Genomic DNA, 23,673 nt, shown 5'->3' with positions numbered 1-23,673 from the left:
AGCTACCTGTCCACCGCCACCAAACACGGCATCGGCCAGTTCCCCGCCCTCGTCCAACTCGCCGAGGGCCGCCCCTGGATGCCCGCAACCAGCTAACCCAAGATCAAAGCAGTACCTGACCAGTTACCTCAGCGAACTAGGGTATATACCGAAGTCCGGCTTGAGGATGATCGGACCACCCATCAAATTACCCTCGGGATCCCTGAACCGGATGAATGAATCCAGGGTGTTCTTCAGGTGAGTACGGGCGTGGTTCAGGTCGACAACGTCAGGCAGGCCGAGCTCCATCGCGACGAGCTGACCGGCGAAGGACTCGAGCCAGATAGCGTCCGGCGGCGGCACCGGCTTGAAACGGCCCCTGATCATACCGGTACGATCTCCGATTCCGCCGGTACCGTCGCAGTAGCGGTACCGACCCGTGGCCGGGTTCCAGAAGATTCTCTCGAACTCCTCCTTCGCTGCCGCCAGTTCCTCGTCGAGTTCCTTCTGCAGCTCAGCCGTGGCCTCGCCGACACCGAGTCGGGCAGCCTGCGGCGTCAGCGTCGAGAGGATCTGGAGCGACAGCAGATACAGCCCGCAGTTGTAGATGCCGTGACCGTCCACGACGGCCTGGTCCATGGTGTTCGGCGGGTTGTTGGATGCTGGGTCTGTCGGCAGGTGAGAGCCGGTCGGACGGAAGAACTGCGAGTATCGCAACGCCTTCAGCATCGGCGCGTATCCGTACTCCAGCAGATCGTCGTCGTCGTAGAACTTGATCAGCGCGTACGTTCGATAGATGAGCTTGTGCGGGCAGTCACGAAAGGGATCTCCGGCTTCGTCCGCGAACAGATCACCGAGATCCTTGGCGGGCGGAGAGGGAGGATTTCCCACGGTGGGCGGCTTGGAGACCGGGAGATTCTGGAACGACGCCGTCTGGGTGATGTAGGGTCCCGAACTCCTGAAGGTCTGCTGAATCACGCGCCCGATGCCCAGCGGGTTCTGCCTGACCATCTGGAGTAGCGGGCGGACGCGGCCCAGCTCAAAGCTGCGGAACAGCTTCGCGAAGACGAGGTAGCCGGAGCTGTCCATGTCGACTTCGTTCGTCTGTGCTCCACCGCCCCCGCCGTCGGTGTGAAAATAGATGTGGGTGTCCGGGATCGCGGATCCCAGACGAGGCGAGGTTCCCTCCTCGACGCTCATCGGCATCGTGTTGCTGACGAGCCCAGACTCCCAGAACGAGCCGTTGAAGATCATGTGGTACAGCTCGTTCAGAGACGCCTTGCGTAGCCACGGCGGAACCTGTGGGTTCTCGGCGATCGGCTTCCACCACGACTCGACGGCGGCGAGAGAGTCGTCGTACCGGGCCAGCTCCTTCCGGGCGATGGTGAAACCCTGCTTGAAGGGGTACGAGCCTTGGAGGTAGTCGTTGGTCCGCGATGTCCTCCCGCCGAGGAACGCCGTGTACCGACGCATCCAGACGGCCCTCGTCGTCGCGTCGTCGCCGTCGTAATAGACCTGTGGGAAGTCCCAGGAAAGGGCGAAGCGAACAGTCTGTGTCTGGTCGGGCTCCAAGGTGAGCGCCACGGCAACCGCGCCGGCCGATGCCGACTGGTCGATGTCGCCGTTCGGCAACCTGCCGTCCGCGCCAGCTGCGGAGAACGGGGCGTAGATGTCGCTCCCGTCGCCCGATCCGTCCCACGAGGTGCAGTAGGTGAGTGTCTGCCCGGCGAACGGATGCGCGGCAATGGTCCACTCTGACGTCACGGTGTCCGGCGTGTTCTCCGGGGAGTCCGAGCCGAGGGTCACCCCGCCTATACCCGACGCGGAATCGCGATCGAACCTGCTGTAGAGACCAGTCCGTGCCGAACCCGTGGCGAAGGCCGGGGCGTTGGGGAACGTCAGCATGACCGAAATCTTGATCGGCTTGTCGGTGGGATTGTTCAGTAGCATGTCGAAGAACGCCACCGGCATCGACGTGCGCTCGTCCTCGTTGGCCACGATCGGTGACCAGATCTTGGTGGAGACCTTTGACTGGAAGCCGTTGTAGGTCATATACCCGAACGGGAAGAGCACAGCGTAGCTGCCATCCCCGGGCTTCAGCGTGTTCCAGGCGGGCAGGACGCTGCCAAAAGTGCGATCAGGGGCGGTGTTGGTGTGCGGCACGGCCAGCGTCCTGACCGACACACCCCCGCCGCCCCCGACGACCTCCTCGCGTACGTGGAACACCGCCTGCGCGAGGGTGCGCATCTCCCAGAACTCCGTGGTCGGCTGCCCGCCCATGTTCCACGGCCCGAACGTCCCACACTGGTTGAGCATGAAAGAACCGCCGCCGACGCCCCCGAGCGGGAGGCCCAGACCGGGTACGGACAGACCCGCCCCCACACTACGGAACACGGGGTTCGGGACTCCTGTCCTGCACTGCTGATCCCCGAGCGCGTTGCACGATCCCGCTGGCACCGCGCCAAGCTTGCGGACATATGCCGCCTTGGGCACAGGGTGAACCGCCGGCTTCATTACGGCCGCGGGTTCGCTTCCGGTGCAGGCAGCAAACGCACCGCCAAACGCCGCCAGTCCGGCCGCCGCAGCTGTGCCGCGCACGAAAGTCCTGCGCGAGACGCCACCGCCACTGTGTGCGCCGGATAATTCTCTCTCACCCATAACGCCGCCCTTCCGAAGGTGAAGTTCGTCTGTTGGTGCGAGGCCCGGCAAGGCGGTGTGAAGATGACCTCGCCGGGCTGGTGTCACGACGTGGCCGCCAAGGAACAGACGCCGCCGTCGGGGCTGAACTGGTTCCACACCCCGAGCACACCGTCGAAGCTCCGCCGTGGGGCAACGGCGTCGTGCCATGTGGCGAGGCCCTAGGACGGTCGCGGCACAACCGACGTCCCAGGAATGTCAGATACTCCCCGCGGGATGGTGCGCAGGTCCCAAAAGTCCGACGACAGCGAACACTCTGGTCCACGGCTCGGAGGGCCCCGACAGGTTATGGCAGAGCCAACCGACACCGCCGGCCGCCGGACCGGGCATGCTTAGGCCTGCGAGTACATACAGGCTCCTCCGCACGCCAGTGGCGCACGCCCGGTTGCCCATCGCACCGGCAGGGCCGGCCCTCGCAAAGCCCCAGACGCGGACATATGCCGTCTCTCACACACTCGGGTCTCCGGCGGCCCCCGGAACCGCCGCGATGGGCCCGAACCCGCCGAACGCCCCTGCGGTGTCGGGCCGGCGACGGGCATGGCCCCCTCCCGAGGACGAGCGCCCTGCGCGGACGACCTCGCCAGCACCCGTCGCGACCCATCTGGGATCTTCCGGTGGTTCCATAGCAGTCCCCAGCTCCACGTTCGCTACATCACGTCACCAGCCTGAGCCGTCTCAGGGGCTGCTCATCGTCCGCCGGGAAGCCGAACCACATCTTCCTGACAGGTCTGTATGCTTATTCGGAGGTCGCGCCTTGTCAAGCCCATCGGGAGTGCCCGACTGATGCCACCGAAGAAGGGAACGCCGAACCGCCGCGGGGTCGCCCGGCGGGAGCAGATCCTCGACGCGGCCGTCGAGCTGTTCGCCCGGCACGGCTACCGCGGGACCGGGCTCCTCGATCTGGCCGAGCGCATCGGCATCAGCCACAGCGGGATCCTCCACCACTTCGGCACCAAGGAGGACCTGCTCCGCGCCGTCATGGCCCGGCGCGACGAACTCGTGGACCAGGCGACAACCGACTACGCGGGCAAGGGCATCTTCGGCGCCCAGGACCTTCAGACCCCGACCGAACCCGACATCGTCATCCGACTCGTGACCGTCCTGCGGGCGGAGAACCTCGACCCGCAGGACCCCCTGCACGACTACTTCGACCAGCGCGACCAGCAGACCCGCGGCCTCATCGCCGACGAGATCCGGCGAGGGCAGCAACGCGGCGAGATCCGCAGCGACATCGACGCCGCGACGAAAGCCACCGAGATCGTCGCCGTCGCCCTCGGGATCGAAACCCAGTGGCTGCTCAACCCCACCCTCATCGACCGACCCACGATCCTCCACTCCTACCTGCGGGCCCTCCGCGACGACCTCACCCGCCCGGACGCACCCCGACAGCAGACAGAGACGCCGAAGTAAGTCCGACACGGGCCCATCCGCGGCCTCGGCAGCACCCGGGGGCGAGCGCTCGTTGCACCACCCCTGACGAACGACGGTTGTGCAGACGAGGCCGACGGGCCGCCTCGCCCCCCGCCAGAAACTGCGGCGGGACTCCTGGTCCCCGGCCCGATCCGGCCTGATCACCTTGACCACGGCCGGCCGCCCCCGCCGGTCGCGCACGTAGTGAACAGCACCCGTTCCGCCCACGCCCAGCCGGCTCAACAGAACGCACGGGCCGATGACGGTCGGCTCGTGCGGCAGCAGGGCGTCCCTGGAGACGATCACCCGGCCGCCGGAACCGTGCGCCCCTCCGAGTACGGGGCACCATGCCAGCGGACTGCGTCAGCCTCTGACCCACCCGGTGGATGAGCCCGCCACCGGGCCGCGACGCGGCGGCGATCACGCGAGATCGAACTCCAGGTGCGGGACGGTCAGGCCACGCAGGATTAAGAGGGCGTTTAATTTGCCCTGATTGCGGCTTATGTTCTAGTAGGTGCCTCGCCAGGTTGGGGTGGCTTCGTCCGTTATGCGCCTGGCGAGGTTGTCGATCAGGGCTATGTGGATCATGGATTCGGAGCTGGCGGGAAGGGTCTCGTAGTCGCGGGCCAGCCGGCGACGTAGCATGATCCACCCCAGGCTGCGTTCGACGACCCAGCGTCGTTTCACGACGTGGAAACCGCGGATCCCGGTTTTTCTGGGAACGACTTCGACGTCGATGCCGAGGGTGGCCCCGTGTTCGATGGCGGTGTTCTTGAAGCCGGTGTCGACCCAGGTCTTGGATATCGCCTGGTAGGTGTTCTTGGTCTGGTCGAGCAGGCGTGTTCCGATGACGTTGTCGGACAGGTGTGCGGCGGTGACGGTCACGGCGAGGAGCAGGCCGAGGGTGTCGGTGACGATGCCCCGCTTCCGGCCGACGATCTTCTTGCCTGCATCCGTGCCCTGGCTGGTCAGGGGAACGTTGGTGGAGGTCCTGACGCTCTGGGTGTCGAGGATGCACGCGGTCGGTTCCCTTGACCCGGCCTGGCCCGGGCCAGGCCGGTCAGGTTGTAGTTCAGCCGGGCGAAGATTCCCTCGTCCCGCCAAGCGGCGAAGTAGAAGTAGACGGTGCCGTGGGGCGGGAAGTCGTGGGGCAGATATTTCCAGGCAATCCCTGTCCGGTTGACGTACAGGATCGCGTTGAAGACCTCACGTAGCTCGGCCTGGGCTGGCTGACCGGTGGGCCGGCGGTCGAGCCGGGCCTGGCGCCAGGCGTGCAGGGTCGGGGCGATCAGTGCCCACCGGGCGTCCGACAGGTCGCTGGGGTACGGCTTGCGCTGGTTCACGACAGATGCTCATACCTCAAACCGTGTGACCGGACCTGTCCACTCAACCAGCCGGGAGATTCTGCCCCAGTTCCACATCAGACGGAATCCGAGGAGTATCTACCGGCCAAACAGACGCCATGATCATTTTTTCGGGGTACGCGAACACCTCCCTACAACGCGAAATACACGAAAAGGGGCCAGGCCTAAAAACGACTTATCCCATTACAACTATCCAAATGCCCTCTGAGACCCGGATGCGGTGGAACGCCCCGGACGTCTGGATCTACTCGACGGCCGTCGTCCACCAGCCGCTCATCGACGACGAGACCTTCGCCCAGGTCCAGGCCCGCCTCGCTGCCAAGAAGCTCGACCCCAGCGGCCCTCGCGAACCCAAACGCACCCGACACCCCTACCAGCTGCGCGGCCGGATGCGCTGCGGAATCTGCCAGCGGCGGATGCAGGGCAGCTGGAACAACGGCAAGGCCCACTACCGCTGCGTCTACCCCGACCAGTACGCACTGGCCAACCACGTCGAACATCCCCGCAGCGTCTACGTCCGCGAGGAACTCATCGTCCCCCACCTCGACCGCTGGCTCGCTCGCGCTTTCACCCCACCCCAACTCCCCACCACCATCGCCGCCCTTACCGCCGCCCAAGACGACGACGCCGACATCGGTCAGGACGCCGATCGCACCCAGGCCCGGCGGACCATCACCGACTGCGACGCCAAACTTGAGCGCTACCGACTCGCCCTCGAAGCCGGCACCGACCCCACCCTCGTCGCCCGCTGGACCGCCAAGGCCAACACCGAACGCGCCGCAGCCCAAGCCCGCCTACGCACCGCCATCGGTCGCAGACGCATGACCGAGCAGGAGATCAGCGACATGGTCGCCGCTGCCGGCGACATCGTGGCCGTCCTTGCCGACGCCGACCCAGCCGACAAGGCTGAGATCTACACTCAACTCGGACTGGAACTTACCTACGAGCCAGGAGGTAACAGAGTGATCGCCGAGGCCAAGCCGTCGACGATCATGTACGGAAGAGAGTGTCCGAGGGGGGACTTGAACCCCCACGCCCGATAAAGGGCACTAGCACCTCAAGCTAGCGCGTCTGCCATTCCGCCACCCGGACGAGTGGTGATGCCGGGCTGCTCGCCCGCACCGGAGATGACTCTACACGGTCACCGGGGCGACTGACGCTACGCCCGGCCACCAGCCGATCAAGCGCCGGCCGATCGCGTGCAGGCGGCTGGCGTCGGGGGCGCTCCGGCCGTGTGGGACGGGCCTTGCCAGGCAACCTGCGGGCCGTGGCACCGGCCGGCTGGTGCTCGGCGGGGAGGTCACGAACGCCACGCGTCCTCGGCCGCGGCGGTTCTGTCGAGCGCCGCCGTCCAGGCACTGCTGTCCGGCCAGCCAAAGGGGTGTTCGCCGGAGCGCGACGCGGTGCGCACCACCCCGGGCTCGGAGGAGCCCGGGGTGGTGCGACGGTCAGTCCGGGTGTGCCTGGTACCGCGGGCCACCGCGCGCGGTACCAGGTGGCTACTGGGAGATCCAGATCTCCTCGGGCAGCAGGGAGCCGTTGCCGTACTGCGTCAGGCCGTGGACGTCCTCGCCGCCGATCGCCCCGCTCGCGATCCGGGCAATGAAGATCACCGGGGTGGTCTCCCGGATCCGTTCCTGAACGTCCTCGTAGGCGGCCTGACGGTCCGCCTCACTGGTGGAGGTGCGGCCGGCCAGCAGGGCTCGGTCAAGCTCGGGGTCGTTGAATCCGGTGAGGTTGGACGGTGACCTCCCGCCGAGGACGGTGAGCAGGCGGGGCTCGGGGTCCTGGAACATCGCCGAGGAGATCAGCATGTCGAAGTCGTAGGTGGCACGCAGCTCACCGAACTTCGACTGGTCGATGACCTGCATGTCGACCTTGACGTTCTGGTAACTGCTGAGCTGGGCCTGGATGTTCTCCGCGATCAGCCTGCTCTCGCTGCTGGGGAACGAGAAGAAGGTGAACGAGACGGACTTCCCCTCGGCGGCAAGCTCGTCGAACAGCCGCTGCGCGGCCTGCCGATCCGTGCTGCGCAGGGGTTTGTCCGAGTAGAACGGGGAGGTGTCCTCGAACAGGGTTTCGGCGAGCTTGCCCTCGCCGTTGTAGACGGTGCTGTTGAGGGTCTCGAGATCAATGGCCTCGGCGATCGCCTGGCGGGCGCGGATGTCGTTGAACGGGGCGCGCCGCGTGTTCATGGCGAGGTAGAGGCCGCCGTTGAGGCTGTGGACGTCGACGCTGAAGTTCTGCCCCTCGGCCTTGTTGAGGTTCTTCCAGTCCGATTCGACGGCGACGTCGGCGCCGCCGGTCTGCACGGTGTTGTAGCGCTGGGTGGCGTCGGTCAGGACCCGGATGCTGAGCCGATCGAGGTAGGGCTTGGGGGCGTCCCAGTAGCGGGCGTTCCTGGTCAGTTCGATGCTGCCCTGGCGGGTCCAGCTCTGGAGGGTGAACGGGCCGGCGCCGACCGGGGCGGCGTCGAAGGCCTGCTGGCCCTTGCGCAGGGCGGTCGGCGAGGCGATCCAGTTCAGCGACGAGGTGGTGATGGAACCCGCGAAGCGGGGGGTGGGGTTGCTCAGGGTGATCTTCAGGGTGAGGTCGTCGATGACCTCGGAGGAGATGATCGATGCGGCTTCCGCCCGGGAGGGGGAACCGGTCGCCGGGTCCTTGACCCGGTCCCAGTTGAACTTCACCGCCTCGGCGTTCAGCGGCGTGCCGTCCGAGAAGGTGAGGCCCGTGCGCAGTTTGAGCGAGAAGGTGGCACCGTTGTCCGTGGTGGTGAAAGACTCTGCGATCCGGTAGTGGAAATCACCGGAATCGTCGTCGGTGATCAGCGTGCCATATAACGCGTTTCCTAGGACCGCGGTGGCGGCGTAGGCGTTTCCGAGGGCGGCGGGGTCCAGGCTGCGCGGCTCGCCGACCATGAGGATCTGACCCTGCCCCCCGGAAACCGGTGTACCGGCGTCGGCCTCGCTGGAGCCGGTACTCGAACCACCCCCGCCGCCGCAGGCGGCCAGTGCCATCGTGCACAGGACGACGACGGCGAGGACCTTTCTACGAAGCATCGATCGTGGCATCGACAGCCTTTCTTTCGAGAATGTGCGCATACGAAAAGAATCTCTGATACGGCCGCCGTCCCGGATCATCCGACCCGGGCGGCCACACCCTGCGGCGGTTCTTCCTTTCGACATCGACACCGACCAGTTCGACTGCCGGCCGGAATCGAGCCGGGACGTCTGTGTGCTCGTCGCCGTTACCGCAGGAGCTCACCCGGCTCGCGACTCACGCAGCTCGCGGCGGCACAGCCAGGGCGGGTCCGGCCCGGGTCGGGCGGGGTCCGGGTGGAACACCGGCGCGGCCGCAGCACAGCGACGTGGTGGCGGAGCGGGAACGACGGACATCCAGCTGGTTCAGCAGACCCGCCCCCACACGATCGCCGTCCCCTTGTTTGCTATGACAAACAACGTGGTTGTTATCCTGACCAACCATAGGTGGGCAGCAGGGGCAGGTCAACGGCATCCATGCTGTTCACACGCCCGTCCCCACTGCGGCGGCAACGCCGGCACTTCCGCCGGTTGGCGTCGGCAGGGTTCTGGTTGGGGATCGGTACACCCGGTCGGGGGCAGCCGGTGCGCGGGCATGGCCTTCGGCCGCCACGAGTTCGCCCTGCCGTGCCCCGCGCCCCGTGCCGCATGCCCTGCGCCCCGTGCCGCGTGCCCCGTGCCGCGCGCCACGCGCCGCGCGCCGCGGCTCCAGCGTCAGGGCGGGCCGGATCTGGCGCCGCCGTCAGGTGCCGGAGGTATCCGGGGCCAGCCGCCAGCCACCGGCCTCGTCGGGCAGACGTCCGCCGATCTGCCTGGTGATCTCGACCGAGGCCGCAAGGAGGCGCCGGCCGCAGGGGTCGACGTCCTCGGCGTTCAGACGGTGGGGGAATCCGCTGAGCGTGAGGGCCAGGCACACCCGGCCGGTGCTGTCGAAGACGGGGCTGCTGATCAGGCCGACCCGGTGGGACTCGATGCCGTCGACGTCGACGACGAGGTACTCCTCCTCCGCGTCCATGGCCTGCAGGACGCGGTCGACCGCTTGGCGGACATCGGTGTCACCGTAGTTCTCGGCGAAGGTGTTCAGCACCCGGGCGAGCCCGTGGCGGCTCCGCTCGTCGAGCGCGACCGTGTACCCGCGGCGCCGGATCGTTCGCAGGGCGTCCCGGTAGAGGTCAAGTCGATGGGCGTCCGGGCGGGGGCTGAGCCGGTGCAGCCACCGCTCGACGCCGTCGGGACCGGACCAGGCGATGAAGGCCGTGCCGAGGGGCGGCGACAGCGGTACCCGGCTGCCGGGCCTCGATCCGAGGCCGTCCGGCTCCCAGCTGTCACCCTCGACGGCGAGGACGACGATGTCGTCTCCCACGACCGTGCCCGCCATCGTCTGGGCACCGAACTCGGCGTGCAGCCGGCGCAGGTACGGCCGGGCGAGGTCGAGGGCCTGGCGTTCGGGGCCGGCGGCGGCGTCGCCGACCGCCACCAGCGCCGGGCCGAGCCGGTAGCTCTTGTCCGTGTTGTCACGCAGCAGCCAGCCAGCGTCGGTGAGGGTCGCCAGCATCGCGTGGGCGGTCGCCTTGTTCATGTCCAGCTGGCGCGCCAGCTCGGACAGGCCGAAGGAACGATCCGGATGCCTGCTCAGGAAGGTGATGAGCGTGACCGTCCGCTCGACACCGGGGGCGGGCCGTGGCATCAGACGCCTGTCCTCATCGACGGTCCCATCCAGGTGTTGGGTGGCGGCGGCGCGTGGCGCCCCGGCTCCGGCTTCGGCCGGGCGCGGTGGCGTTCGCCCGCGCGCCGTCCGGGCCCGGTTCCTTCGACAGGGTACGGGTTGTCCGGACAGCGCGCGGGCCGCCGGCGGGCGAGTGGGGCGGCCGGCCGGCGGTCAGCCGACCTTCGGCACGTAGTTCCCGGCGAAGATCCTCACGACGTCGACCCAGTGGTCGAGGGTCAGCTCGTCCTGCGGCAGGACGTCGATGTCGGCCATGAGATCCCGGTACTCGAAAACGGCGAGTTTCCGGCCGGTGGATGCCTCCGTGTCCATGGGGAAAGAGCCCATGCCGTAGTAGGACGACTTGTCCTCCACCGTCGAGTTCGGAAACTCGCCGAGGTAGAGCGGGTTGCGCCCGCGAAAACCAGGCGGCGGGGAGGCGGCATCCTTTCCGATGGCGCCGCGCATGACGTCGCCGAACCGCACCGTGTTCCACCACTCGGCGATCGTCGGCCCACGTTCCAGCAATGCCCAGGTGACCGGGGCGCGGTCCAGCACCGGACGTGGCTGCGGCGTCCATTCGGGAAGGGTGACCGGCTCGACGTCCGAGCGGACCGCGGTGTCGGTGGCCTCGGGGTCGATCCGGTACGGCAGCGGGAACAGACGCAGCTCGTTGATGTCGCCCCAGTCCGCGGGCCAGAGCACCTCGGTCACCGGCCGGTCCAGGATCGCCCGCTCGGCGTCGTCCAGTGACATGTACATGGAATGGAAGTCGGTGCGGTGCAGCAGCCCGAACATGTCCTTCGGGGAGTCCGAACCGACCAGGATCCGCGTCTTTGCCGGCAGTGCCGGCAGCCCGCACACCTTCTGGTTGACCGCCCGGGCCGCCGCGCTGGAACTGAAGTCGAAACAGGCCCTGCTTTCGGTGGCTGTCGCGTTCGTCCCGTCCTGACCGGCGAAGGATGTGGGCGACGACCGGATCGCGCGCAGCAGGAAGAGATGGCAGGCGGCCATGAAGCCGTACAGGCGCGGGGAGTCCTTCGCGGTCGCCTCCGCGTACACCGGCAGATGGTCGAAGAGGTGGTTCATGTCGGCGACTTCCAGCGCCACCTGGTCCTGCCGCTCGCTGCGGCCCCAGACCGCCGCCAGCAGCGTGGTGAACCCGCTCAGCGGCACACCGACGGTTCCCTGCGCCTGCGCGTGGAACTCGTTGTCGTAGAACCGCACCGCGCAGTCGGTCAGCCAGACACCGCCCGCGAACTCGCGCCCTGCCCGGAAGATCAGGCCGGACGACCCGTGCCGCTCGGCCAGCATCGCTCTGGCCAGGTTGACCGCGGCCTCGGTCGCCGCGACCGCCTTCTCGACGGTGGCGCACGGCGGCGTGACGAACTCGAGGTCCGAGCTCGCCCCCGGCCGGCGCGACTCGTCCCCCTCCAGCGTGGTTCCGGTCGCCAGGTGCCGCCAGGCCGTCTGCCGCTCCCGCACCCCCGGCCCCGCGGGCACCGGCAGCCCCTCCGGAACCGGTTCGAACGCGTTGGACGTCTGGAACTCGAACCCGAACAAGAATGCCCCCCTCCGGCACCGGGCATCCTTACCCGGCCGGCCCCACACGGTAGACGGATGAGAAGCCTTGTTTCCGGACATCGTTCACACTGCCTGGTCCGCCGCCGTACCGGTCCGTCGTGGTCGGCGTATGGTGCCTGCGTCGTCGGGCATGGTGCCTGCGGAAGGAGTTCACTGCGGCACGCCGTCCGTCGAGATCCGGCCGTCAGACCGGTTTCAGCGTGGAGTTCGTCACCCGCAACAAGCAGTACTACGACGACGAGTCAGCCATCGCCTTCTGGTGGGGCCGCGCGAGGATCCGCGGCGGCAAGCTGCCGCCCTACCGCCGCCTGCCGGAACTCCCACACGTCGCCGGTCAGCACCAGCACGCCTCGGGCCTGCGCGTCCTCCAGGACGGCCATGAGATCCGCAGGCATGCCCCGCGCCCGGGTCAGCCACAGCCGGGCGACGGTGTAGCGGCCCCACGCTGTCACCCCGATGGCCCCGGCCACACCCCAGACCGCCGAGCCCGCGAGGGTCGCCGCCCACCAGGACGCGCTGGTCCGCCCGCCCACCACGAACGTCTGTACGCAGTAGGAGGTGCAGCACGAATAGAGGGCGAGGAGAAGCGGGGCGGTGCTCAGCGCGTGCGCACGGGAATGTCGCCATACCGCACGCGGACCCTGCCCCCAGGTGCTTCTGCCAGGGGCGTCCGGGTGGGTGCGAAGGAGCCGGATCGCTCTCGGCCGAGGGACCCACATGTCAGACCTACGACGATCTGTCAGCAGCGTGCCGAAGGGGATGCAGCAGACGAGGCCGACAGGCATCAGGAACCAGCCGAACATGACGAAGCCGAGGCCGAGACCGGCCACAACCAGCGGCGCGCCGATGACGACACGGGGCACCACGGCCTGGATCTCCCACCAGGCGATGCTGGTCGGGCCCGCATCGCGGGAGAGCCCGTATGTCAGGTACCGCAGGGCCGCGAGCGCGCGGTCAGGCGGCGGAGGCCGGTCGCGAGGCACCACACTCCCGGCAGAGCTCGGCTGCGTCTCCGACGCATAGGCCGAGGCCAGGGACGCCGTGACGAACCAGTCCCGGACTGTCGACAGCGTCGCGGACGGCTCCTCGCCGGGCGGCTGGTTTCCCGGTCGGCCCGGCGCCGGGTGGCCGAGCTGGCGATCGAGCAGATGATCGAACTCACCGGCGTTCGGTCGGGCCGCGCCGGTCTGGCGAAGGACATCCTGCATCAGGCTCAGGAGCAGGGGGGTGCGCAGGGCGAGACCGACCGGCGATGCGGGCTGCCGTGCGGCCTGGTCCAACAGGTCGTGCCAGCCCACGGCGAGCTGGCCGGAGGAGGCCCCGGTCAGGTGCTGCTCGGCCTGGTCCAGGTCGAGAGGAAGAAGACGCACCGCGACCGCGCCGTTGAGAGGGCTCTCGCACATCCCGCCCGGCGGCATCCCCGCCCGGAAGGTGGGCTCGTCGGTGCTCAGTACAAGACCCGTGCTGTTCTCATCGGCGACGAGCCATGCGTTGAGTTTCGCCATGGCGTGCGGGCGCAGCGGGGCCGGCATGTCCTCCAGCCGGTCGAGAATCGGCAGCACGAGCCGCCGGGTGACCAGATCCCGGGCGCCGGACACCTCCGCCCGGATCGCGGCGAGAGTGAGCATGAGCGGGTTGGCGAGAGTCCGCGCCAGGGGGCCGCCCGGCTCGGACCGCAGGCGTTCGATCACCGGCTCCCATGCCCGTCTGGAGCGCTCTCCGGCAATGTCCTTCAACCACCGGATCGCGTCGTCCACCTCGATCGGGCAGAGCACGATGCCGGCGGCACCGCGGATGCACCCTCCCCCCTCACCCACCGGGTCGACAGCGTCCTCGTACTCCCACACCCTGCTGGCCAGCACGAGGGTTTGGCCGGGCTGCTGCCAGCAGCCGATCGCGGCCAGCGCACGGCTCCGGACCGGAGCTGGCATCTCGTCGAGCCCATCGAGCAGCAGGAGCAGCTGCCGCTCCCTGATCAGCTGATCGGCCGCATCGACCACACCGGCCCTTCTGGCCTGCTGGAGTGCACGGTAGCCGTGGAGCTCGCCCTCCACCCAGCTCTGGAACGCCTGGTCGGGGTTCCAGGAGGCAAGCGGAAGCAGCACCGGCACTGTCCCGAGGCCGACCTTTGCGCGCTCTCTCAACAGGTCGGCGGAGATGCTGCGCAGCAGCCTGGACTTTCCCGCACCCGCCTCACCCAGCACCACCAGCCGCCCGCTGGGAACCCGGCGAAGCACATCGGCGGGTTTCGCCACTCCCGTCAACTCCGGTGGCCCTGCCTCGTCGTCGAAGTGCCGGGGGTCCGCGGCCTTCCACCGGACCGGCAGGGACGGGCCGTCCACCTCGGACCCGAGTTGGTGCTCCACCTCACGGGCGAGCTCGTCGCAGACGGCGGCGAGCCCGCCCCAGGGCCCGCCGGCGGGCCGGCCCGGAAACACCGGTAGGGCCGCGGATCGTGGGCGTGTCGGGCGGAGCAGACCGGGAAAGGGCGGCGCCGTGCTGGGCTTCAGGCGGCTGGCATTGCGGGTACGTGCCCACTGGAGCAGCCGCCGGTGGGCATCGTCCTGCGAAAGTCCAACGAGGTCGATGCCGGCGACGGTCGCGAGGAGCCCGGTGACCTGGCAGGGGGCGACTCGTATCGGAATGAGTCGTTCCTCGTTCAGAGCGGAGTGCGTGGTCGGCGGCAGCCCAAAGCTCAGGTAGGCGGGCGAGAGCAGTGCGACAACCCGCTCCGAATGCCGGGCACCAGCATCGCGCCGCGCGACCCAGAACTCGCCGGGCAGGACGTCCCACTTCTCCAGCAACACCGAACAGCCGGCCTCTTCGAGATGCCAGGCACACCACTCCGCCCAGGCTTCGTCCGACTCCGCGTACGAGACGAAGAAGTCCCAACGATCCTCCCCCGAACCCATCATCAGATTATTGCATGCACACCGCCGTGTACCAGCACGGCATGGTGCCCCGTGATACAGTCCGCCCGGATTTCGGAGGTGCGAGGCGGAGTGGCAGCGCGTCGCTCATCGGTCGCCCGCACCGTTCCGGCCGGTGGCTGGATCCGGCGCAGAAGATCGGGGATCGGAGCTTCATGGAATACGACAAGGTCAGCCAGACGGATGATTTCACAGCGCTCGCGGATTTCGTCGATGACGTTGAGCGGCCGACCCCGGATCCGACTACCCAGGTCGCGGCGTCCGGAGCTCCCGAGGCCGCCGGAGCCCCTCAGCAGCAGGCGGTCACCGCCGAGGTTATCGGGAAGCTGACAGAGGACATCATCGGGCTTCGAGCCGTGGTCGACAAGGGTTTCGCGCTGCTCGATCGGCAGTCCGACCTTGTCGACCGGCTCCACAGCGAGAACGAGCGTCTTCGCCGCGGCGAGTTCGAACGGATGCTGGATCCGATCATTCGTGATCTCGTGGCGCTCGCCGATTCCTGTCTACGCAACGCGGACGCCTGGCTCTCCCGGCCCACAACGACACCGACCGACGTGCACCGAGTTCTCGGCGACGTGGCCAGTGACATCTCACTGCTACTCGAGCGCCAGGGCGTCGACGCGTTCGCTCCGGCGCCGGGCGAGCCATTCGACCGCCGGCAACAGCGTGCCGCGGCAACCGAGCTCACGTCGCAGCCCGAACAGAACGGAACAATCGCGCGGACGCTGCGACCGGGATATCGGAGCGGCACCCGCACGATACGTTTCGCCGAGGTGGTGGTGCTCGACTACGAGCCGCCGGCGCCGGAGCCGGCAGCGCCGGATCACCCGGGGCCGGGGCCGTCCACCCCGTAGGACCGGCCAGCGAGCCCTCGCCGTCAGCGCAACCGACCTGGTCTGCCCCCACACCTCCCAGAGTCGGGCACCGGGCGGGACACCGCCCGGTGCGCTGTCTCACAGTGTGGGTGGCCGGGTCATCGACCAGGCCACCCACAGGACCACCAGCACCAGCATCGCGGCAGTCGTGACAACAAGCAGCAGGCCGGCGATCTGGCGCCCCTTCATGATCGGGCGAGGTACGACGGTCATCAGTGCCTTCCCCTACTCATCGGTTTCGTCCCTCTGCCGGCGGCGTCGATCAACCAGGCAACCGGTGCACTGGGCGCGTCGTTGATGATGTCGTCGCCGCTGCGGGCGCTGCGCCGACTCGCCAGGTCGAAAGCGTCCAGCCCACTCACCGCGAAGTAGCCGACCTGTTCGAAAGCTCCCTCGATGGTCGTGACGAGGCTGCGTTGGCCGACCACGCCGACCAGCCACTGGCGTACCGCCGCGGACCGGTCACCACGCTCGGCGGCGGCGTCGACGTGACCCGTCAGCTTGTCGTAGGGATGTGCGCAGTCCCGCAGCCCCAACAACGCGTCGGACTTGGTGAGCACGACGGCCAACGGGATCCGCGCCCGCCGGTCGACCGGAAGGTCGAGATGCGCACGGAAACTCTGCACGAAACGTTGGAACACGTCCTCGGGGTCCGCGGTGGAGGGCCGGGCGAGTGCCAGGGTCGAGGTGTCGGCACCGTCACGTACCTCCGCGAACGAGAACGGATCGACGACGAGCACGATACCGCCGGTGTGGCCGAGGAAATGAAAATTCGTCAGACCGCCCCGGATCCCATGCTGCTCGTACTTCTCACCGGCCGGATCGTAGAAGTAGAGCAATCTCCGGTCCGAAGACTTCTCCGGGCCGAGGTAGACGTTGTAGGCACGCACCGGCGCCGCCCGGTCCGTGGCGCTGATGGACGACAGCCGCTGGGAGCTGAGCGCCTGCCGGGCCCGGCCGAACTCGTCCATGGCCGCCTGGTCGGCGAATTCGAAACTGCTGTCGTCCGACTGCAGGGAACGTCTTTCCAGATAAGCGATCGCGGACATCATGAAGATCGTCTTTCCGGCCCGTCGACCGGCTACGACCGGCACATGGAACGTCGGTGCGGTCATGCCCTTCCGGGGCAGCTGCTCCTTACAGTGGTTGCAGTAGGCGGTCAACCTCCATTTCCCGCCGGTCAGCAACGTCGGTAGGGTGTTGCCGCACCGGCACAGCCGCTGGAAGATGCCGAGCGAGCCGGGCACCAGCCGCTTGTGGATCGCCACCGAGTGGGGCGGGCAGAGCGCACAGGCGTAGGCGGGTGCGGTCACTCGGCGGTGGCATTTCTGACATTCCAGGGTGATGCCCCGCGCCCACAGCGAAATCTGCTCGAAGGTTCGCATGAGGCCGGCGACAACCAATGATCCCGCGACGGTGACCGCCAGCACGATCAGGTAGGCGGCCGAGACGGCCAACGTGAAGGCGCAGGCTGCCCCGAACCCGACGGCGAGACCGACGAAGGCCGCCAGATAAGGACCCGTTCCGAACAGGCGCAGGATCATGGAGTTGCCGGCCAGCCGCCGGGTCCCCCGTAACTGGTTGACCAGCGAGCGTTGCGGCCCCGGCCGTCCGGGCTGCGAAGGCGTCACGGCGCCGAAAACCCGTCGGTAACCCTGCTTGAACGCGTTCTCGACGATGTAGGAGTACTCGTAGAAGACCGGGCCGAAGTAGTAGCTCCGGTACGCCGGCTCACGCTGTTGGCTGTCCGGCGGCTCCGGCGGCGGCGGAAGAATTTTTATCCGTTCGAGTCCGCCAGTGCCCCGGAAGGCCGAGTTGGTCGCGGTCGCGCACTCGGCCAGGTACATCAGTCCCGCCCAGGCGGCGGCGGCGAAGAAGCCCAGCGGTGCGAGAAAGACGAACGAGATGTACATCGCCGCACCGGCGAACGCGAGCATCACGATCGGGTAGAGATTGATGACAGACCCCCTGACTGTCCCGGAACGCTCTCAGAACCGACCAGAAGACCGACGGAACCGACCGAACAAGGATTTCGAGTGGTCGGCCCGCCAGTGCTCCCACCATCGCCCCCAGTCGTTCCTCCAGACCGGGTCGAGCGCCTCGGACAACCCGTCCAGCTCGCGGGCGGAAACCCGCATGGCCGTCGTCACCTGGTCCAGATCACGACGCCGACGGCTGGCGAGCTCGGTCGGCAGCAGCTGGTTCATGAGATGAAGTCCGATCGCACCGCTGCGCGAGCTGGCGAACCACACCGGAACAAGCAGTGCGAGCTCCTTCGGCGGTGCGCTGCGCACTCGGCCCGCGGCCCGCCTGACGTAGGCGGTGCGAAACGGTGTGCCGCCCACCGCATCGAGTGCCTCCAGCTGGGCGAGGTGAAAGCGCACATCGCTGCTCTGGATCAGCCAGCTGGCCACGCCGTCGAGCAACCATCCACCGATGGCCTTCGCCAGCTGCGGGTACATCCCCACAGCGCGGGTTGCGGCCTGCCCCGCCTCCCGGTTGGAGACCGCGCGTTCCCGGAAGTACCAGCCAAGGTAGACCGCCTCGGCGATCTCGACCGGCCCCCGTGACATGGACCGGACGAGTTCCTCATCCTGGTACAGGCGGGTGGCCAGCCGGCCGTCGTCGTCGGTGAGTCCTTCACGGCTCTGGGCATCTGAGACCAGGATCTCGATGAACAACTCTGGAAGGGCGGTACCGGCCACGGAGCCGACGCAGGCGTCCTGGATCAGTTCCAGCAACGCACAGGCCTGCGCCGCGGTCGGCACCCTGTCTGTCCAGACGATCTCCGCCAGGCGCGCCATCGACGTCGCCTGGGCAGGCTGCCGACTCCGTCTGGTGATGGCCCTCAGTGTCTTGACCTCGTCCGTCTCGCCGAGTCGAGCTGACGCCAGCAGAAGGGGAATCTCGAGCGTCGTTCCCCTGCCGCGCACCGCGCCAAGCACCTTCACCGCAGTCGACGAAAGAATGTTGGTGACCACGGTGAGGCCGTCGACGGAATGCAGCCGTGCCTCGAGAATCGCCGCGAGGCCGGTGAGCACGACGTTGTCCGCCGGCAGACCCTGCAGCGATCTCCACAGCCCGTCCGCCGAGCCGTCGAGTGCTATCGCCCCGATCTCGGTGGCGATCCGGCCTTGTTCCTGAGGCGTGCACAGGCTGGAGACCGCCACCGCCACCGTGGCTGCCGCCAGTCGCTCGGGCCTTGGTCGCACCCCGGCCGCCCCGGACGGTGCCTCGGTCGAGGACCGTGCCCTCGTCGATGCCCGCAGCCAGCCGGACACCACCCCGTCCAGGTGCGGCTGACGAAGGTCGGGAAGCCAGGGCAGGTCGGGAAGCCAGGGCCCGTCCGAGGTGCCCGCCAGGGCCGGCGCGGCGCCGGCACGCACCCGCGGTGACCGTGCCAGCGAGGACAGCGTCGCGACGGCATACCCTGACTCCACCTCCGGTGGCACGGCCAGGCCCGCCGTCCGCGCCTGTTCGAGCAGGGGCGCCCACCTGGCCGAATCGTCGACAGCGCCACCGTCCTGCAGCGCCTGCCCCAGGTGTTTCCAGACCGAGCCAGACATCTGCGCGGGCAGGTTCCTGAGGGCAAAGGCCGCCGCGGCGGGCAATGAGACGCCTTCCAGGGGCCGCCCCAGGGCCAGGCACCAGGCGGCACCGGCCACATCCAGCTGGTCGAGGCCGATCTTCGGCCACTGGCGGGTCACGAACCTCGTCAGACCGGCGGCGTCCTCCGCCGACGAGCGCCACGCCCGGGCGGCCGCCACGGCGTAGGGCGGCGGCGCCGCGGGTGCCACGCCCGGTTGCCCGCTGTCCGGTCCGAGGTCGTCCCCGGCCCCACCGGCGAGATCCACGGTGACGTGCGGGTCATACGGTCGTGGGGTCACCCGTACGTCAGGTGTGGTGGCGACCAGGGTGAACTCGTCCTCGGTCGGCGCCGGCGAGTAGGTGGCGAACGAGATCTCGAGCGCAACCTGCCGTGGCAGCGACACGAGAACGGCCGCGATCCAGCACGCCGCCTGGTCGGTGTCGGCGCACACCAGGACGACTCGACCCCGCTGCCTGGTCAACGTGCCCTGGACTGCGCCCAGCAACACGGCGAACCGGTCCAGCCGCCCGTCGCCCAAAAGGAACTCGCGCAGCGCCGCCCGGTCGGAGAGGGGTCCGACCGGCAGCGTGGTCACCGCCGGGAGGGCGCGCGCCGGCGGGGAACGCCGCACCCACAGTGACGACGCCCACAGGTCCACGGGGAGCGTGTCGCCGAACGGTTCGCGGTTGTCGAGCACAAGGGCGTGCGCGAAGTAGTTTCCCTGCCGCCCGGTGAAGTCGGTGCCAAGATATCTGCTCTGGAACAGATAGGCGGCACCATCGGTGGGCAGGTAACCAAAACGCACCGGACTCCGACGAATATCCTCGCCGGAGGGCGCGATCGGGAAGTCCGGCGGCAGGCGATAGGCACTCAGCTGGATGGCGAGGTCTTCGTGGTGTACCGGCATCCCTGGGGTGGCGGCGGTCACCTGAAATCCCTGGACGCCGTCCGGCCCGGTCTCGGTGGATGTGTAGTGCAGCTGACGAATCATCGCTTGAGCCCCCTGCGCACCATCCCGAACCGGGCGAGCAGCCACAGCAGGGGATCCTCGACCCGCCGCGGCCGGATGCCCGCCCGGTCGACTTTTCTGTCCGTCGACGGTGCCGTTCCCAGCGCGGACATCCCGAAGAAGCGACTCGTCGAGAAGTTCGCGTCGACGCTGTTGACGAACCCCTCCCCATACCACCGGTGAATCCAGGACCGCACTTCCTGGTCGACCAGCAGACCGTCCGCCTCGTCGTAGTAGCCGGCGTGCTCGGCGTGTCTGGACAGCGATGACTGGTCCGGAAGGATCGCCTCCAGCGTGTCGATCTTCGACAGCAGGACCGCGAGCGGGGTGTCCAGGCGTTTGTCCGGCCCCAGCCCCCGCTGCTGGCGCAGCAGCGCCCCCAGCCGTTCCACGACGTCGACCTGCCGGGTGGCCTGCTGGGGGTACACCGTCGTCGTGACGGCCTCGCGGACGTCGGGCATCTGCAGCGGGTCCACGACCAGCACGATCCCGGCGGCCGCGTCAAGATATCGGGCCAGGCGGCTCATCGCCTCGGCGCGAAGTACGTCCTCGCCGGAGGTGTCGAGGAAGACCATCATCGCGAGGTCAAGCCGATCCCGGAGACGACGCTGCCGGCTGGTGAACTTCAACGTGAACAGCAGCGGTTCGAGCCGACGGTTCACTCTGATCGAGTCGGTCATCCTGAGGGTGACCCCCTCCTCGAACAGCGGCACCCGGAACACCTTGTCGTAGTGCGAACGTGACGAGTCACCGACGAACTCGACGGCCAGTCCGTCGAAGTCCGAGCCGACTCGGGTGCGGAGCTCGCGGACGAGCACACCGACATAGACGCTCTTCCCGGAACCGGACGCGCCGATCAGCGCGATGGGACGGCTACGGCCAGCGGACCTGACGTAGTCGTGTTCGAGATCGTTGTGGCACGACGGGCAGATCTGCATCTGCGGCGCCCGCCGGCCGTGTGGGCACAGCCCCTTCCCCTTCGCCGCCGAGACCTTGAACGACTTCGGCCGCATCTCGGCCCTGCCGGTCGGGCGTTCGAGGAATGCGGTCAGCTGGGGATCCTCCGCCAGACCACACTCCTCGGGACATCTTCTCTCCAGGTTCTGCTCCCGTATCGACTCCCAGCAGAACGGGCAGCTCAGGGAACGTGCCATCGCTTCTCCCGTCGACGGACAGCACCGTCGTCATCGAATCTCAAGATTGAGCGGGTTCGCCGGTACAAGCTCGACGGATCCCAGCGAGCCGTCCGCCGGGAAAGCCCGCAGGATCAGCGGCCGCCGAGCACCGCGGAACCGCGCCAGATCGAACTCGGTCGTCACGAGGGAGTCGCCCTCCTCGGCCGGCTGCGTCGTCACGATCCGTTCGCCGTCTGCCGGGTCGAGGGGTGCCCGCGTCGCCCGGCCTACGAGCTGCACGGCAGGTGGCGCCGTACCGTCGAGCGATTCCACCACCAGACAGAGCGGGCGGCGGCGGCCGAAGAACCAGCGACCGACGAACCGGGCGCCGACCCGTCTGACGTCGTAGCGGGCCCGTTGCCGCACGCCCTCCCGCACCACCGTCGGGGGGCCGTACACCTGGCGTCCGCCGAGGTAGGCGGTCGCGCACACGAGAAACGTGTGCTCACCGAAGGGCAGCGACACGTCGGCGCCATCCTGCGAGTAGGACGACTTCGTGAAACGCCGGAACGTCGCCGCGTCGTCATGCGGGCCGCCCGGCGCCCCGCCGAGCTTCCAGCCGACAAGGACCTCGGGTGCCTGGCCCGGCCAGTGCCAGGTCAGCCGGACGACATCGCCACCGATCCGCTTCGCGGCAAGCCCGCGCACGGGTGGCAGCCGGGCGTCGAGTCGCTGCGGAGCGCCGGCAGCCGCCAGATCGTCCAGCACGGTGAAGGGCACCAGCCAGTGCTGCCGCCCGTCCGAGCGCAACGACGCCCGCAGCTCCCCGTCGCCGGGAGGGCCCTCGAGGGTCAGGCCCGATCCGGTGCTCTGGACCGACACCGCGCTGAGGATGTCCCCCTCACGTAGCTCGGGCCTGTGGTCGAAGAGCCGCACTTCCACGCTGCCGCGCGCCGGCGGCAGCCAGGTCACGGTCAGCTGCGAACCTTCCAGCCCGGCGACGAAGTCGCGCACCGGCCGCGGTCGGGCCCGGGTGCCGCCGGCGGCTTCGACCCCGTCGCTCAGGAGCGTCGTGCCGGCGGGAGTCCGGTACTCGGCCTGCACCCGGTACAGGTAGGTGACCTCCGGTTCCAGGCCGTCGTCCCGAAACCCGGTCGGGCCGCTGGCCACCTGCACGGGACGTCCTCCGTCGGTGCTCCGGACGACCCGGACGCTGACAGCGCCTGCCGGCAGCCGCCAGGTGCCCTCCACCGCCTTCTCCCCGCCCCGCAGGACGAGATCGGTGACATCCGGGGTGATGACGACCGCCGTCGCGGTCGTCGCGGCCGCGTCGGACGGACGCCCGTTGCGCACGGTGAACACCGAGTAGAACAAGGGCACGCCGGCGGGCGGGTCGGGATCCGCCAGCTCGTTGTCCGCCGCGTCGGCGCCGATCGGGATGCCGGCGGCGAGGCTCGGCGCCTCGCCGATCCCGCGCAGCACGCGATAGGTGATGTCGCCGACCCGGGCCTCGCTTGGCGACCAGACAACGACGATCCGGCCCAGCCCGGCCACCGACGCCGCCCGGGCTCCGGAGGGGGCAGCGGGTCGGCACCGCTGTAGCGCCTCCTCGAACTCCTGCTCGTCGCTGTACGAGGCGATCTGCTGATACTCGCTGAGTGCGGCCTCGGGGTCGTGAGCCTCCAACGACCGGGCTCTGGCCAGGCGGGTGTCGATGTCCTTGATCTGCGTACGCAACCGGTCGCGTTGTTGCTCATCAGCGGGTTGCAGCTGGGGCTGGGCCTCGATCAGCGCCAGAGCGGCTCGCGGATTACGGGCGGCGAGCGCCTGCTCCACCGCCGTCCGCCACGACGGACCGGCACCCACGCCGAAGCGGCTCGCGACAAGCACCGCGTAGGCGAGGTCGTCGGCGTTCGACGGAAACCGCAGCTCCGCCAGCGCCTTCGTGACCGACTCCGATGCGCCGTAGGCACGCACCGCGCCGTAGCCGAGGGGCGCGGCCCGCGCCAGCTCCACCCGCAGCTCGCCGCTCAGCACCTCTACCAGCTGACCCGAGCGCAACCACTTGCGCAGCCGTTCGAGCAGCTTCTGTTCGGCGGTCAGCGCGTCACCGCTCGCTGTCGCACGCAGCACCTTGCGCCTGTCCTCCACCATGCCGACGTCAGGCGCCAGGGTGGCGAACCGGTCGTGGAGATAGCTGCGTAACGACTGCTGGTCAAGCAGACCCAACTCGGCGCGGACCTCGCCGAATCCCAATACCAGGAACTTAAGGTCTGATCGTGTAGGTTCTGGCTGTGCCGAGGCGTGGTCAGGTCAAGGAGAAGGCCGGGGACCGGTTGGTGGACCGGGTCGGGTTGGGGGTGCTGGCCGCGCAGTTC

The 23,673-nt window shown here is 68.6% G+C and carries 13 protein-coding genes, 1 tRNA gene and 1 pseudogene; 3 read left to right on the top strand and 12 right to left on the bottom strand.

Annotated elements, in window-relative coordinates; genetic code table 11:
- Positions 1–123 precede the first annotated feature (123 nt).
- On the bottom strand, positions 124–2,577 hold the full coding sequence (locus AB1460_RS27910; RefSeq protein WP_368965081.1) for a GH116 family glycosyl-hydrolase: 2,454 nt from the start codon (positions 2,575–2,577) through the stop codon (positions 124–126).
- An 882-nt stretch (positions 2,578–3,459) separates the two neighbouring features.
- On the opposite strand from AB1460_RS27910, the gene AB1460_RS27905 reads away from it, so the two are divergent.
- Complete coding sequence (locus tag AB1460_RS27905) at positions 3,460–4,086, top strand: TetR/AcrR family transcriptional regulator (protein WP_368965080.1); 627 nt, start codon at positions 3,460–3,462, stop codon at positions 4,084–4,086.
- 507 nt (positions 4,087–4,593) lie between these two features.
- On the opposite strand, the pseudogene AB1460_RS27900 reads toward AB1460_RS27905, so the two are convergent.
- Positions 4,594–5,429, bottom strand: a pseudogene (locus AB1460_RS27900) (IS5 family transposase).
- 218 nt (positions 5,430–5,647) lie between these two features.
- Between AB1460_RS27900 and AB1460_RS27895 the strand changes: the two are divergent.
- Positions 5,648–6,493: a zinc ribbon domain-containing protein gene (locus tag AB1460_RS27895; RefSeq protein WP_368965079.1), complete on the top strand. Its 846-nt coding sequence runs from the start codon at positions 5,648–5,650 to the stop codon at positions 6,491–6,493.
- Here AB1460_RS27895 and AB1460_RS27890 read toward each other — a convergent pair.
- From AB1460_RS27890 to AB1460_RS27870, 5 genes are all read right to left on the bottom strand, one after another.
- Positions 6,458–6,542, bottom strand: a tRNA-Leu gene (locus AB1460_RS27890). The genes AB1460_RS27895 and AB1460_RS27890 overlap by 36 nt on opposite strands.
- A gap of 407 nt (positions 6,543–6,949) precedes the next feature.
- A complete protein-coding gene (locus tag AB1460_RS27885; RefSeq protein ID WP_368965078.1) occupies positions 6,950–8,509 on the bottom strand; it encodes an ABC transporter substrate-binding protein in 1,560 nt (519 codons plus the stop codon).
- 721 nt (positions 8,510–9,230) lie between these two features.
- Entirely contained in the window at positions 9,231–10,175 is a 945-nt protein-coding gene (locus AB1460_RS27880) for an IclR family transcriptional regulator (RefSeq protein WP_368965077.1), read from the bottom strand.
- Positions 10,176–10,367: 192 nt separating this feature from the next.
- The gene (locus AB1460_RS27875) at positions 10,368–11,756 is read right to left on the bottom strand and encodes a hypothetical protein (RefSeq protein WP_368965076.1); all 1,389 of its coding nucleotides are present in this window, start codon (positions 11,754–11,756) and stop codon (positions 10,368–10,370) included.
- Between the two features lie 263 nt (positions 11,757–12,019).
- Complete coding sequence (locus AB1460_RS27870) at positions 12,020–14,692, bottom strand: TIR domain-containing protein (protein ID WP_368965075.1); 2,673 nt, start codon at positions 14,690–14,692, stop codon at positions 12,020–12,022.
- Between the two features lie 170 nt (positions 14,693–14,862).
- Between AB1460_RS27870 and AB1460_RS27865 the strand changes: the two genes are divergently transcribed.
- Positions 14,863–15,561 (top strand): nucleotide exchange factor GrpE, encoded by a 699-nt coding sequence (locus AB1460_RS27865; protein WP_368965074.1) that lies wholly within the window; start codon positions 14,863–14,865, stop codon positions 15,559–15,561.
- A gap of 99 nt (positions 15,562–15,660) precedes the next feature.
- Here AB1460_RS27865 and AB1460_RS27860 read toward each other — a convergent pair whose 3' ends face one another.
- The 5 genes from AB1460_RS27860 to AB1460_RS27840 are packed head-to-tail and all read right to left on the bottom strand — an operon-like array spanning position 15,661 to position 23,551.
- The gene (locus tag AB1460_RS27860; protein ID WP_368965073.1) at positions 15,661–15,795 is read right to left on the bottom strand and encodes a hypothetical protein; all 135 of its coding nucleotides are present in this window, start codon (positions 15,793–15,795) and stop codon (positions 15,661–15,663) included.
- Positions 15,795–17,519, bottom strand: coding sequence for a TRAFAC clade GTPase domain-containing protein (locus AB1460_RS27855; RefSeq protein ID WP_368965072.1), 1,725 nt, complete (start codon positions 17,517–17,519; stop codon positions 15,795–15,797). The genes AB1460_RS27860 and AB1460_RS27855 overlap by 1 nt, the downstream gene beginning before the upstream one ends.
- Before the next feature lie 51 nt (positions 17,520–17,570).
- Entirely contained in the window at positions 17,571–20,162 is a 2,592-nt protein-coding gene (locus tag AB1460_RS27850; RefSeq protein ID WP_368965071.1) for a hypothetical protein, read from the bottom strand.
- The gene (locus AB1460_RS27845; protein ID WP_368965070.1) at positions 20,159–21,334 is read right to left on the bottom strand and encodes a TRAFAC clade GTPase domain-containing protein; all 1,176 of its coding nucleotides are present in this window, start codon (positions 21,332–21,334) and stop codon (positions 20,159–20,161) included. Before AB1460_RS27845 ends, AB1460_RS27850 begins: the two co-directional genes overlap by 4 nt.
- Positions 21,335–21,364: 30 nt before the next feature.
- Positions 21,365–23,551: a hypothetical protein gene (locus AB1460_RS27840; protein WP_368965069.1), complete on the bottom strand. Its 2,187-nt coding sequence runs from the start codon at positions 23,549–23,551 to the stop codon at positions 21,365–21,367.
- Positions 23,552–23,673: the final 122 nt, after the last annotated feature.

This window comes from Parafrankia sp. FMc2 (genome assembly GCF_041008525.1).
GTDB lineage: Bacteria > Actinomycetota > Actinomycetes > Frankiales > Frankiaceae > Parafrankia.
This window is presented reverse-complemented; position numbering and strand designations above follow the sequence as displayed.